Genomic DNA, 11,990 nt, shown 5'->3' on the forward strand with positions numbered 1-11,990 from the left:
GGGCGGGGCTCCGGCCCACCCCATCCGCTGTGGTGGTCGGCGGTGCCGCGCGGGCTGGCGCCGGTTCGGCACCGCCGGATGCGTCCGCGGGGCCTGCGCGCCGCCGCGGCGGGGGAGTATGCCGGGCTCCGGTTCGTGTTCCGCCGCCGTGGCGAATCGCCACGACGGTGGCCTCCGGCGGTGCCTTACAGGCCCGAAGCCCGTACGGCACCGCCGGAGGCCGTCCCCTACCTCACCGGTGTGAAGTCGCGTGCGCCGATGAAGGGCGGGCGGCGGGCCGGGGCCGCGTAGGGCTCCCGCGCCGCGTTCTCCACGCTGTTGAAGACGACGAACACATTGCTCCGCGCGTACGGCGTGATGTTGTCGCCCGAACCGTGCATGCAGTTGCAGTCGAACCACGTCGCCGAGCCGGCCGGGCCGGTGAAGAGCCGTATGCCGTGCCGGCCCGCCAGCTCGGCGAGGGCCGTGTCCGAGGGCGTGCCCGCCTCCTGCATGCGCAGGGACCGCTTGTAGTTGTCCCGCGGCGTCACCCCCGCGCAGCCCAGGAACGTCCGGTGCGACCCCGGCATGATCATCAGGCTGCCGTTGGTGGGGAGGTTCTCCGTCAGGGCGATCGACACCGACACCGTCCGCATCCGCGGCAGCCCGTCCTCCGCGTGCCACGTCTCGAAGTCGGAGTGCCAGTAGAACCCGGCGGCCCCGAAGCCCGGTTTGACGTTGACCCGCGACTGGTGGACGTAGACGTCCGAGCCGAGGATCTGCCGGGCCCGCCCGACGACCCGCGGATCGCGCACGAGCTCCGCGAACACCTCGCTGATCCGGTGCACCTCGAACACCGACCGCACGTCCTGCGAGTGCGGTTCGACGACCGCTCTCTCGTCGGCCCGCACCGCCGGATCGGCGATCAGCCGGTCGAGTTCGGCGCGCAGGGCGGCCACCTCGTCCGGTGTGATCAGCTCGTCCACGGTGAGGAAGCCGTCGCGCTCGTAGCCCGCGAGGGCGGCCGCGTCGATCGGCCCGGGGGCCGGGGCCCCGGAGTCCGACGGCCACACCACGGGGTCCTGCCGCGGAACGGCGGCCTCGTGCGTGCCGCGCGTGGGGTAGAGGTCGGTGACCGCGGCCATCGTTCAGCCCTCCTCCGTCAGCAGCGGGTAGACGCCGTTCTCGTCGTGGTCCTCCCGTCCGGTGACCGGCGGGTTGAAGACGCACACGCAGCGGAAGTCGGTCTTCGGCCGCAGGGTGTGCCGCTCGTGGCCGTCGAGGAGGTACATCGTGCCGGGCGAGATCCAGTGCGTCTCGCCGGTCTCGTCGTCGGTGAGCTCGGCCTCGCCCTCCACGCACAGCACGGCCTCGATGTGGTTGGCGTACCACATGGACGTCTCGGTCCCGGCGTAGAGGACGGTCTCGTGCAGGGAGAAGCCCACCCGCTCCTTGGCGAGGACGATCCGCTTGCTCTCCCACGTACCGCTGCGCGCCTTGACATGCCGGTCGGTGCCTTCGATGTCCTGGAGGGAACGGACGATCATGATGAACTGCCTTTCTCTAACCGTTCTTTACCTGAGGGGTGCGGGGTGCGGGTTCAGGCCGTCTCGCGGACCGCGCGGGCCAGGATCCGCAGCCCCTCGTCGAGCTCCTCGGGCGAGATCGTCAGCGCGGGCAGCAGCTTGACGACCTCGCCCTCCGGGCCGGACGTCTCGACGAGCAGCCCGAGCTCGAAGGCCCGCCGGGAGACGGCGGAGGCGCGGTCCTTGTCGGCGAACTCCAGGCCCCACACCAGCCCGCGGCCCCGGTACCGCGCCCCCAGCTCCGGATGCTCGGCGCAGATCGCGCGCAGCGCCTCCTCGGCCTGCTCGCCGCGGGCGAGGGTCTGCTTCTCCATCTGCCCGTCGGTCCAGTACGCGTCGAGCGCCGCGGCCGCGGTCACGAAGGACGGGTTGTTGCCGCGGAACGTGCCGTTGTGCTCGCCGGGCTCCCACACGTCGAGCTCCGGGCGGAAGAGGGTGAGCGACATGGGGAGCCCGTAGCCGCCGATGGACTTCGACAGGGTCACGATGTCCGGGGTGATGCCCGCCTCCTCGAAGGAGAAGAAGGCGCCGGTGCGGCCGCAGCCCATCTGGATGTCGTCGACGATCAGCAGCATGTCGTGCCGCTCGCACAGCGCGGCGAGCCCGCGCAGCCACTCGGGGCGGGCGACGTTGATGCCGCCCTCGCCCTGCACCGTCTCGACGATGACGGCGGCGGGGGTGTTCAGGCCCGAGCCCTGGTCGGCGAGCAGCCGCTCGAACCACAGGAAGTCGGGCACCTGGTCGTCCAGGTAGTGGTCGAAGGGCATGGGCGTGCCGTGCACGAGGGGGATGCCCGCGCCGGCCCGCTTGAAGGCGTTGCCGGTGACGGCGAGCGAACCGAGCGACATGCCGTGGAAGGCGTTGGTGAAGGACACGATCGCCTCGCGGCCCTTGACCTTGCGGGCGAGCTTGAGCGCGGCCTCGACGGCGTTGGTGCCCGTCGGGCCGGGGAACATCACCTTGTACGGCAGGTCGCGCGGGCGCAGCACGACGTTCTGGAAGGCCTCCAGGAAGGCGCGCTTGGCGGTGGTCCCCATGTCCAGGCCGTGGGTGACGCCGTCGCGTTCGATGTAATCGATCAGGGCGCGTTTGAGGACCGGGTTGTTGTGGCCGTAGTTGAGCGCCCCGGCGCCGGCGAAGAAGTCGAGGTAGGTGTGGCCGTCCTCGTCGTACATCCGGCTGCCCTGGGCCCGGTCGAAGACCGCGGGCCAGCTGCGGCAGTAGCTGCGGACCTCCGACTCCAGGGCCTCGAAGACGCTGAGGGCGGGCGGGGTGATGGTCATGGGCTGCTCCTGTCGGTGCGTTCGTTCGCTGCGTTCGGTGCGTTTTGGTGCGTACGGGGTGCTGTGAGCGCGTTCGGTCAGTGCCTTCAGCGCCTTCAGCGCCTTCAGCGCCTTCAGTGCCTGAGGGGGCCGATGCGGTGCAGCACTTCGGGGTCGTGGCCGTCCTCGGGGAACAGGCCGCCGTGGAAGAGGACTTCGCGTTCGACGGTGGCGCCGTGCCGTTCGGCGAAGGAGGCGAAGAGGCGGTTGGAGGCGGTGTTGCCGGGCGTGACGGTGGTCTCGATCCCGTCGAGGCCGCCGGTCTCGCGGGCCAGCCGGGCGACGAGGCCGTCCAGCATCGCCGCGGCCACGCCGCGGCCGCGGTGGGGGCGGTCCACGCCCACCTGCCAGACCATGAGGGTGCGGGGGCGGGCGGGGCGGATGTAGCCGGTGATGAAGCCGGCGGGCGCCCCGTCGCCGGTGCGGCGGGCGACGGCCGAGGTGGCGGCGAAGTCGCGGCACCACAGCAGGTAGCTGTACGAGGAGTTGAGGTCCAGGGTTCCCGAGTCGCGGGCGATGCGCCAGATCGCGGCTCCGTCGCCGGCGCGCGGGACGTCGAGCGTGAGGCCCTCCGGAATTCCGGGGAATTCCCGGACGGAGGCGGGGCGGGCACGTGCAAGGTCTGCTTGTGCGGCGGTCATGCCGAGGGAATTTACCGATGCGCATCGGAAATCGCACCGGGGGTGCGGGTTACCCGGCGGCGGGTGGTTGTGTTATCGCGCGAAGGTGCGTGGGCGGGCGAGACGGGGGAGATGTAGGGTGGTTTGCCCGGAAATAACCGGACGAAGGGTGTGGTGTGTGGAGTGCGTCACAGGTGATCGCGGGGCGGGTGAATTCCCTTGCGGAAACGTAAGGAAAACGCTGTGTTTAGGCTGCGGGAAAGCGGGAAGGAGAATGCGCGGGGAGTTGTCTGTGTGAAATAGGAAAGGGCGGGTCCGGGGAATTTCCCGGGGTCCGCCGGGGCGGCCGGGGCCCTGATGCCGGCGGCCCCTTGGCGCGCGGGAGGAGCGGGCTCGTACAGTGCGGTCCATGAGCGACAGCGGTGTGCTGCACATCAAGGGGCGGGTGCTCGTCGGCGCGGACCCGGAGGGCGGGGTGCGCGACGAGCTGTGGGTCGTCGGCGGCCGGATCACCTTCGAACGGCCGGTGGGGGCGCGGGACGTCACCACGGTCGAGGGCTGGGCGCTGCCCGGGCTCGTGGACGCCCACTGCCACGTGGGCCTCGACGCCCACGGGCCCGTCGACGCGTCCACGAGCGAGAAGCAGGCGATGACCGACCGCGACGCGGGAGCGCTCCTCCTGCGGGACGCCGGCTCGCCCTCGGACACGCGCTGGATCGACGAGCGCGAGGACCTGCCGCGCATCATCCGCGCCGGCCGGCACATCGCGCGCACCCGCCGGTACATCCGCAACTACGCGCACGAGATCGAGCCGCAGGACCTCGTCGCGTACGTGGCGCGGGAGGCGCGGCGCGGGGACGGCTGGGTCAAGCTCGTCGGCGACTGGATCGACCGCGAGACCGGTGACCTGTCCGCCTGCTGGCCGCGCGGCGAGGTGCGGGCGGCCATCGCCGAGGCGCACCGGCTCGGGGCGCGGGTGACGGCGCACTGCTTCGCGGAGGAGAGCCTGGCGCCGCTGGTGGAGGCGGGCATCGACTGCATCGAGCACGCCACCGGGCTCACCGAGGACACGATTCCGCTGTTCGCGGAGCGGGGCGTCGCCATCGTGCCGACGCTGGTCAACATCGCGACGTTCCCGCGGCTCGCGGAGGGCGGCGAGGCGAAGTTCCCGCGCTGGGCGGACCACATGCGGCGCCTGCACGCGCGCCGCTACGACACGGTGCGGGCGGCGTACGACGCGGGCATCCCCGTCTTCGTCGGTACGGACGCGGGGGGCTCCCTCGCCCACGGCCTGGTCGGCCAGGAGGTCGCCGAGCTCGTCAAGGCGGGCATCCCGCCGGTCGACGCCCTCGCCGCCACGACGTGGGCGGCCCGCGCCTGGCTCGGCCGCCCCGGCCTCGAAGAGGGCGCCCCGGCCGACGTCGTCGTCTACGGCTCGGACCCCCGCGCGGACGTCCGCGTCCTCGCCTCCCCGAGCCGCGTGATCCTACGGGGGCGGGTGATCCGCTGACGGGGGGCGTCCCTCCGCCGCGGCGGCGACCGGCCACGACGGTGGTGTCCGGCGGTGCCGGGCTCGCCTGAGCCGGGCGTGGCACCGCCGGTGAGGTCTCGTGCGGTTGCGCGCCGCGGCGGCGGGAGAGACGGGCGGGCCGGCCGTCGTGCTTTCTACCGCGCCGGAGGCGCCCCGCGGGACATCCAGGCCGCCACCGCCGCCCCCGAAACGTTGTGCCATACCGAGAAGACCGCCGCGGGCAGGGCCGCCGCCGGGCTGAAGTGGGCCGTTGCCAGGGACGCGGCCAGGCCCGAGTTCTGCATGCCCACCTCGAAGGCCATGGCGCGGCTCGACGGCCGGCCCAGGCGGGCCGCGCGGCCCGCCGCGTAGCCGAGGGCCAGGCCCAGCCCGTTGTGGAGGACGACGGCGAGCAGGACGAGCGCCGCCGCGTCCTTGATCCGCGCCGCGCTGCCCGACACCACGATCAGCACGAGCACGGCGATCGTCAGCGCCGACAGGGAGGGCAGCACCCCCAGCACCCGGGCGACGCGCCGCCCCGCCGCCATCCGCACCAGCGCCCCGCCGACCACCGGCACGAGCACGGTCTTGAGGATGTCGGTGAACATGGCGCCCGCGTCCACGTCCAGGAACCGGTCCGCCAGCAGCAGCGTCAACGGCGGTGTGACCAGCGGCGCGACGAGCGTCGACACGGTCGCGACGGACACCGACAGGGCGACGTCCCCGCGCGCCAGGTACGTGACCACGTTGGACGCCGTCCCGCTCGGCGCGCAGCCGACCAGGATCACTCCGGCCGCCAGTTGCGGCGGCAGCCCCAGCGCCGTAGCGATCAGCCAGCCCAGCCCCGGCATGATCACGTAGTGGGCGACGAGGCCGAGCCCGACCGCCCACGGCCGCTTGGCGACCGCCCGGAAGTCGTCACCGGTCAGCGTGAGCCCCATCGTGAACATCACGACGCCCAGCAGGTACGGCACGGCCGGCGCCCAGCCGGTGAAGTGCGAGGGCGCGGCGAGCCCCAGCCCTCCGGCCGCGACGACGAGCAACGGGAACACGGTGACGGCCAGCCGCGCCGTCCGGTCGGCGGCGGCCGGGGCCGCCGGGGCTATTCGAGGGGTCGCCATACGGCGGCACCTTAGCGATCACCCGCGCACCGCGGCCAGAGCCGGTCTCACCCCTCGGCGAGCCCCTCGGCGAGCGCCTTTCCGAGGGCCTCCGCGAAGCGGTCCGTCGTCGCGCGGTCCCGGACCGCAAGGCGCAGGTAGTCCGGCCCCAGCCCCGGAAACGTGTCGCCGCGCCGCACCGCGAACCCCAGCCCGCGCAGCCTGCCCCGTACGGCCGCCGCACCCCGCACCCGGATCAGCAGGAACGGCCCGGCCGCCGGCCCGTGCACCCGCACCCCCTCGAACTGGCCGACCGCGGCCGCCAGATACGTCCGGTCGTCGGCGAGCCGGCGCGCCGCGCGCTCCGCCTCCGCGAGCGCCGGGGGAGCGCTGCACGCCTCCGCCGCCGCCAGCGCCGGCGACGACACCGGCCACAGCGGCTGCGCGCGCTCCAGCCGGGCTATGGTCCCCGGCGAGGCGAGGACGTAGCCGATGCGCAGACCCGCCAGCCCCCACGTCTTGGTGAGGCTGCGCAGCACGATCAGCCCCGGCAGGTCCGTGACCGACGCCAGGGACTCCGTCTCGCCCGGCACCGCGTCCATGAACGCCTCGTCCACGACGAGCGTCCGGCCCGGCCGGGCCAGCCGGGCGAGGTCGCGCGCCGGGTGGAGCACGGACGTCGGGTTCGTCGGATTTCCGACGACGACCAGGTCCGCGTCGCCGGGCACCGCCCGCGGGTCCAGCCGGAAGCCGTCCGCCTCGTCGAGCAGCACCCGCTCCACCTGGTGCCCCGCGTCCCGCAGCGCCGCCTCCGGCTCCGTGAACTGCGGGTGCACCACGACCGGCCGCCGCACCCGCAGCGCCCGCGCGATGAGCACGAACGCCTCGGCCGCACCCGCCGTCAGCAGCACCCGCTCCTCCGGCAGCCCGTGCCGCGCCGCCACCGCGCGCCGCGCGGCCCGCCCGTCCGGGTACGCGGCGAGCCCGTCCAGCGACGCGGCGATGCGCTCACGCAGCCACACAGGCGGCGTGCCCGCCCGCACGTTCACGGCGAGGTCCGTCAGCTCCGCGCCGGCACCCCGCACTTCGGCGTCACCGTGGTGGCGCAGGTCGGGTTCGCTGGGAGTGTGCATGGCCGCGGGCCGCCTTCTTGTGAGTGCCGGATGAGTGCCGGATGAGTGCCGGGTGGTCGTCGGCGGGCGCGTGCGGCCCACCCGGAAACGGTACTGACGGCCGCCGAAGGACCGTCAAGCGGGTCCGTACGCGACCGCGCACGTCGCCCGCGCCGACTTCCGCTTCCCCACGGCCAGGACGGCACCCGGCCCGGCCGCCATCAGCGCCGCCGCCTCCGCCACGGAGGGCGTGCCCACTGCGGTCAGCGCGGCCGCCGCCGACGCGCTCGGTACGGCGACCTGTGACAGGGCGTCGGGGCCGTAGGACCGCAGCGGTACGCCCAGCCGGGCGGCTGCCTCCAGCAGGCCGGCCTCGTACGCCTTCGCGTCCACCGTCGCCAGCGCGGACGGCCGCGGTACGGCCGTCCCCGTCCCCGCTTCGGCGAGCGTCTGCTCGATCAGTTCCAGCACCTCCGCGGCCGGCACGCCGCGGCGGGCGCCCACGCCCACGTAGACGGAGACCACCGGCGTCACCCGCGGGCCGTGGCCGCTGCCGCTGCCGCCGCCACGAGCCGGGCGGCCGCGCCGGGGGCGCCCGCCCAGTGCACGTGCAGGTACGAGGCGTGGACCCCGCCCAGCACGAACCCCTCCGTGCGGCGCTCCGGATGGGTGAAGCCCCACGCGGGGGCCGCGCCCGCGCCCGGCTCCGTCACCGTGCGGTGGAACTCGTGGCCCCGGACGCGGGTGCCGGCCTGCGCCAGCGGGTTGTCCGCGATCGCCACGGCCTCGCGGTAGCCGAGGGTCAGGCGGCCGGACATCCGGGCGTCCGCGGGCAGCACGCCGCACATCGGCTTGCCGTCCAGCGAACGGGAGAGGTAGAGCAGGCCCGCGCACTCGGCGATGACCGGGGCACCGGTTGCCGCGAGGGCGGCGACCTGCTTGCGGAGCGGTTCGTTGGCGGAGAGTTCCGGGGCGTAGATCTCGGGGAAGCCGCCGCCGATTACCAGGGCGGCGGTGTTCTCTGGCAGGGCCTCGTCCCTCAGTGGGTCGAACGTTGCCACGTCGGCGCCTGCGGCTCGGAGCAGTTCCGTGTGTTCCGTGTACGAGAAGGTGAACGCCGGGCCGCCGGCTACGGCGATCACCGGCTTGTTGTCCGGGTGCGGGCCGGTGGGCGGTTTGTGCCCACCCGTCCCGCCCTGCGGGACGCCTGCCCACAAACCAGGTTCCCAAGCGGCATCGGTGAGGGGTGGTGCACTGCGCGCCAGGGCCAGCAAGCCCTGCAGGTCGCAACCCGCCCTTACCTGGGCCGCCTGGGCCGCCACCGCCTCCACCGCCTCGGTGCTGCGCTCCGCCACCGGGACGAGGCCCAGGTGACGGGACGGCGTGTGCGCCTGCTGGACGCGGCGCACCGCGCCCAGCACCGGCACGCCCGACTCCGTCAGGGCCTCCCGCAGGAGCGCCTCGTGGCGGTCCGAGCCGACCTTGTTGAGGATGACGCCCGCGACCCGTACCTCCGGGTCCCAGGACGCGAAGCCGTGCACCAGCGCGGCCACCGAGCGCGACTGCGACGACGCGTCCACGACCAGCACGACCGGCGCCTTGAGCAGCTTCGCGACGTGCGCCGTCGACGCCAGCTCGCCCTGCCCGCTCGCCCCGTCGTACAGGCCCATCACGCCCTCGACCACCGCGATGTCGCAACCCGCGGCCCCGTGCAGGAACAGCGGGGCGATCCGCTCCGGGCCGCACATGTACGCGTCGAGGTTGCGGCCCGGGCGGCCGGTCGCGAGCGCGTGGTAGCCCGGGTCGATGTAGTCCGGGCCGACCTTGTGCGGCGACACGGCGAGGCCCGCGTCGGCGAAGGCCCGCATCAGGCCGGTGGCCACCGTGGTCTTGCCGCTGCCGGAGGCCGGCGCGGCGATGACCAGGCGGGGGACGTGCGTATTCACTGTTCGGTCACCATCCGACGCTCACCATTCGATGCCCCGCTGGCCCTTCTGGCCCGTGTCCATCGGGTGCTTGACCTTCGACATGTCCGTCACCAGGTCCGCGAACTCCACCAGCTTCTCCGGGGCGTTGCGGCCCGTGATGACCACGTGCTGGGTGCCGGGGCGGTTGCGCAGCACGTCGACCACCTCGTCCGTGTCGATCCACCCCCAGTGCAGGGGGTAGGCGAACTCGTCCAGCACGTACAGCTTGTACCGCTCGGCCGCGAGGTCGCGCTTGACCTGCTCCCAGCCCTCCCGGGCCTTGTCCTCGTTGCTGAGCTCCCCGTCCTTGGGGTCGCGCTGGATCCACGACCAGCCCTCGCCCATCTTGTGCCAGTCGACGGTGCCGCCCTCGCCCGACGCACCGAGCACCCGCAGCGCGTTCTCCTCGCCGACCTTCCACTTCGCCGACTTCACGAACTGGAACACCCCGATCGGCCAGCCCTGGTTCCAGGCCCGCAGCGCCAGGCCGAACGCCGCCGTCGACTTGCCCTTGCCGATGCCGGTGTGGACGAAGACGAGCGGCCGGTTGCGGCGCTGACGCGTCGTGAGGCCGTCGTCGGGAACGGTGGTCGGCTGTCCCTTGGGCATTACGCGGCCCTCCTGGTGTGAGTGGTCCGTACGGTGTGCACGAGCGCGGAGATGCTGTCCGCGCGCAGTTCGTCGAGCGTCACGACGGGGCCGCGCAGTTCCCGGCCCAGTTCGGCGGCGAGCCCGAGGCGTACGGGCCCGGCCTCGCAGTCCACGACCACCGACGCCGTGCCCTCGCCCGCCAGCAGCCGCGCGGCCCGCGCCGCCCGCTGCAGCGGCTCTGGGCCGCCCGTCGCCCGGCCGTCCGTCACCACGACCAGCAGCGGCCGCCGCGACGGGTCGCGCAGCCGCTCCACCCGCAGCACCTCGTGCGCCCGCAGCAGGCCGGCCGCGAGCGGCGTGCGGCCGCCCGTCGGCAGCTTTTCCAGCCGGGCCGCGCCGGCGTCCACCGACGACGTCGGCGGCAGCGCCACCTCGGCGTCCGCGCCGCGGAACGTGATCATGCCGATCTTGTCGCGGCGCTGGTACGCGTCCAGCAGCAGCGACAGCACCGCGCCCTTGACGGCGCTCATCCGCTTGCGGGCCGCCATGGAGCCGGAGGCGTCCACGACGAACAGCACGAGATTGCCCTCCCGGCCCTCGCGCACCGCCTCCCGCAGGTCGTCGCGGCGCACGAGCAGGCCGGGGCCGCTGCGCCCGCGCGCCCGCTGGTGCGGGGCGGCCGCCTGCACCGTCGCGGCCAGGTGCAGCCGGGACAGGGTGCCGCGAGGGCGGCGGGAACCGGTCGTCCGGCCGTGCGCCGTGCGCGCCCGCGAGCGGCGGCCGTCGGCTCCCTCGCCGAGGCCGGGAACGTCGAGCCTGCGGGTCCGGAAGGGCGCTGAGGCGGCGACGGCGGGAGCTTCGGCGGCCTCTCCGGTCGCGGGCGCGCCTTCGGGGGCGTCCGGGGATTCCGGAGAGGCAGGGCCGGAGCCGGTGGGATCCTGCCGCTGCTGCGGTACGTCGGGCGTGCTCTCGGGTCCTCGGCCGTCCTGCGGGGGCTGCTGCCCGCCGCCGTCGGGGCCGCCGCCCCCGGGACCGCCGTCGCCGGGGCCGTCGTCGTCCGGACCCTCCGGCCCGTCCGTCCCCTCCGGCCCTTCCGGCTCGGGCTCCGGATCGGGGTCCTCGTCCTCGAAGCCGTTGAGGATCTCGTCCAGCTTGTCCTCGTCCATGCCGGGGGCGTCGAAGGGGTTGCGGCGGCGGCGGTGCGGCAGCGCCAGCAGCGCGGCCTGCCGTACGTCCTCGGCCAGCACGTCCGTACGGCCCGCCCACGCGGCCAGCGCCGATGCCGTCCGCGCGGTCACGATGTCCGCGCGCATGCCGTCCACCTCGAAGCCCGCGCAGACGGCGGCTATGCGGCGCAGCGCGCCGTCGCCCAGCCGTACGGACGGCAGCAGCGCGCGGGCGGCGGCGATCCGCTCGCGCAGGGTCTCCTCCTCGGCGGCCCACTTCGCGGTGAACGCGGCCGGGTCCTCGTCGAAGGCGAGCCGGCGGCGCACGACCTCCACCCGCTCGTCGGCCTCGCGCGAGGCGGCGACCTCGACGGTCAGGCCGAAGCGGTCCAGGAGCTGCGGGCGGAGCTCGCCCTCCTCGGGGTTCATGGTGCCGACGAGGAGGAAACGGGACGCGTGACGGACGGAGACGCCCTCGCGTTCGACGTGAGCGGCTCCCATGGCGGCCGCGTCCAGCAAGCTGTCGATGAGGTGGTCGTGCAAGAGGTTGACCTCGTCGACATAGAGCACCCCTCGGTGCGCCTCGGCGAGCAGGCCGGGCTCGAAGGCTTTGACGCCCTCCGCCAGGGCCCGCTCGATGTCGAGTGCACCGACGAGGCGGTCCTCGGAAGCGCCGACGGGGAGCTCGACCATCCGGGCGGGGCGGCCCTCGACCGCGGCGCTCGCATGCGGCCCGTCCGGGCACGCGGGATCGGGTGCTGCCGGGTCGCAGGAGAAACGGCAACCCACGACGACGTCGATCTCCGGCAGCAGCGCCGAAAGCGCTCGTACCGCAGTGGATTTGGCGGTGCCCTTCTCGCCTCGCACGAGAACTCCGCCGATCGACGGCGAGACGGCGTTGAGCAGGAGGCCCAGCCGCATGTCGTCCATCCCGACGATCGCGGTGAACGGGTAGGTAGCCGAAGCCATCAGGTGATATCCCTTTCGAGGTAATCGGACCGGGAATGTTCGTCAGCGGCTGCGCCGCGTGCGATGGT

The 11,990-nt window shown here is 74.0% G+C and carries 11 protein-coding genes; 1 reads left to right on the forward strand and 10 read right to left on the reverse strand.

The window, feature by feature from the left end; translation table 11 throughout:
* Window positions 1-227: 227 nt before the first annotated feature.
* The 4 genes from thpD to ectA all read right to left on the reverse strand — a co-directional run bounded on the left by thpD (window position 228) and on the right by ectA (window position 3,528).
* Window positions 228-1,124, reverse strand: coding sequence for an ectoine hydroxylase (gene thpD, locus ACSNOH_RS08770; RefSeq protein WP_436720659.1), 897 nt, complete (start codon window positions 1,122-1,124; stop codon window positions 228-230).
* Window positions 1,125-1,127: 3 nt separating this feature from the next.
* A complete protein-coding gene (locus ACSNOH_RS08775) occupies window positions 1,128-1,526 on the reverse strand; it encodes an ectoine synthase (RefSeq protein WP_424892673.1) in 399 nt (132 codons plus the stop codon).
* Window positions 1,527-1,579: 53 nt separating this feature from the next.
* Window positions 1,580-2,848, reverse strand: a complete 1,269-nt coding sequence (gene ectB, locus ACSNOH_RS08780; RefSeq protein WP_436720660.1) for a diaminobutyrate--2-oxoglutarate transaminase — start codon at window positions 2,846-2,848, stop codon at window positions 1,580-1,582.
* Between the two features lie 113 nt (window positions 2,849-2,961).
* A complete protein-coding gene (ectA, locus tag ACSNOH_RS08785) occupies window positions 2,962-3,528 on the reverse strand; it encodes a diaminobutyrate acetyltransferase (protein ID WP_436720661.1) in 567 nt (188 codons plus the stop codon).
* Between the two features lie 388 nt (window positions 3,529-3,916).
* Between ectA and ACSNOH_RS08790 the strand changes: the two genes are divergently transcribed.
* Window positions 3,917-5,017, forward strand: a complete 1,101-nt coding sequence (locus ACSNOH_RS08790; RefSeq protein WP_436720662.1) for an amidohydrolase family protein — start codon at window positions 3,917-3,919, stop codon at window positions 5,015-5,017.
* Between the two features lie 155 nt (window positions 5,018-5,172).
* On the opposite strand, the gene ACSNOH_RS08795 is transcribed toward ACSNOH_RS08790, so the two are convergent.
* Genes ACSNOH_RS08795 through ACSNOH_RS08820 form a run of 6 tightly spaced genes read right to left on the reverse strand, consistent with a single transcriptional unit; the run spans window position 5,173 to window position 11,922 of the window.
* A complete protein-coding gene (locus ACSNOH_RS08795; protein WP_436720663.1) occupies window positions 5,173-6,138 on the reverse strand; it encodes a bile acid:sodium symporter family protein in 966 nt (321 codons plus the stop codon).
* Between the two features lie 47 nt (window positions 6,139-6,185).
* Window positions 6,186-7,331 (reverse strand): Rv2231c family pyridoxal phosphate-dependent protein CobC, encoded by a 1,146-nt coding sequence (cobC, locus tag ACSNOH_RS08800; protein ID WP_436720664.1) that lies wholly within the window; start codon window positions 7,329-7,331, stop codon window positions 6,186-6,188.
* A 33-nt stretch (window positions 7,332-7,364) separates the two neighbouring features.
* Window positions 7,365-7,763 (reverse strand): cobalamin biosynthesis protein, encoded by a 399-nt coding sequence (locus ACSNOH_RS08805; protein ID WP_436720665.1) that lies wholly within the window; start codon window positions 7,761-7,763, stop codon window positions 7,365-7,367.
* Window positions 7,760-9,175 (reverse strand): cobyrinate a,c-diamide synthase, encoded by a 1,416-nt coding sequence (locus ACSNOH_RS08810; RefSeq protein ID WP_436720666.1) that lies wholly within the window; start codon window positions 9,173-9,175, stop codon window positions 7,760-7,762. The genes ACSNOH_RS08805 and ACSNOH_RS08810 overlap by 4 nt, the downstream gene beginning before the upstream one ends.
* Before the next feature lie 21 nt (window positions 9,176-9,196).
* The gene (gene cobO / locus ACSNOH_RS08815; RefSeq protein WP_436720667.1) at window positions 9,197-9,805 is read right to left on the reverse strand and encodes a cob(I)yrinic acid a,c-diamide adenosyltransferase; all 609 of its coding nucleotides are present in this window, start codon (window positions 9,803-9,805) and stop codon (window positions 9,197-9,199) included.
* Complete coding sequence (locus ACSNOH_RS08820; RefSeq protein ID WP_436720668.1) at window positions 9,805-11,922, reverse strand: putative cobaltochelatase; 2,118 nt, start codon at window positions 11,920-11,922, stop codon at window positions 9,805-9,807. Before ACSNOH_RS08820 ends, cobO begins: the two co-directional genes overlap by 1 nt.
* Window positions 11,923-11,990: the final 68 nt, after the last annotated feature.

Origin of the sequence: Streptomyces sp. URMC 127 (genome assembly GCF_051386535.1) — a bacterium.
Classification (GTDB): domain Bacteria; phylum Actinomycetota; class Actinomycetes; order Streptomycetales; family Streptomycetaceae; genus Streptomyces.

What these genes read in the sequence shown, in the direction of transcription:
- thpD (WP_436720659.1), bottom strand. Translation starts at nt 1,124, where the DNA reads ATGGCCGCGGTCACCGACCTCTACCCCACGCGCGGCACGCACGAGGCC.
- ACSNOH_RS08775 (WP_424892673.1), bottom strand. Translation starts at nt 1,526, where the DNA reads ATGATCGTCCGTTCCCTCCAGGACATCGAAGGCACCGACCGGCATGTC.
- ectB (WP_436720660.1), bottom strand. Translation starts at nt 2,848, where the DNA reads ATGACCATCACCCCGCCCGCCCTCAGCGTCTTCGAGGCCCTGGAGTCG.
- ectA (WP_436720661.1), bottom strand. Translation starts at nt 3,528, where the DNA reads ATGACCGCCGCACAAGCAGACCTTGCACGTGCCCGCCCCGCCTCCGTC.
- ACSNOH_RS08790 (WP_436720662.1), top strand. Translation starts at nt 3,917, where the DNA reads ATGAGCGACAGCGGTGTGCTGCACATCAAGGGGCGGGTGCTCGTCGGC.
- ACSNOH_RS08795 (WP_436720663.1), bottom strand. Translation starts at nt 6,138, where the DNA reads ATGGCGACCCCTCGAATAGCCCCGGCGGCCCCGGCCGCCGCCGACCGG.
- cobO (WP_436720667.1), bottom strand. Translation starts at nt 9,805, where the DNA reads ATGCCCAAGGGACAGCCGACCACCGTTCCCGACGACGGCCTCACGACG.
- ACSNOH_RS08820 (WP_436720668.1), bottom strand. Translation starts at nt 11,922, where the DNA reads ATGGCTTCGGCTACCTACCCGTTCACCGCGATCGTCGGGATGGACGAC.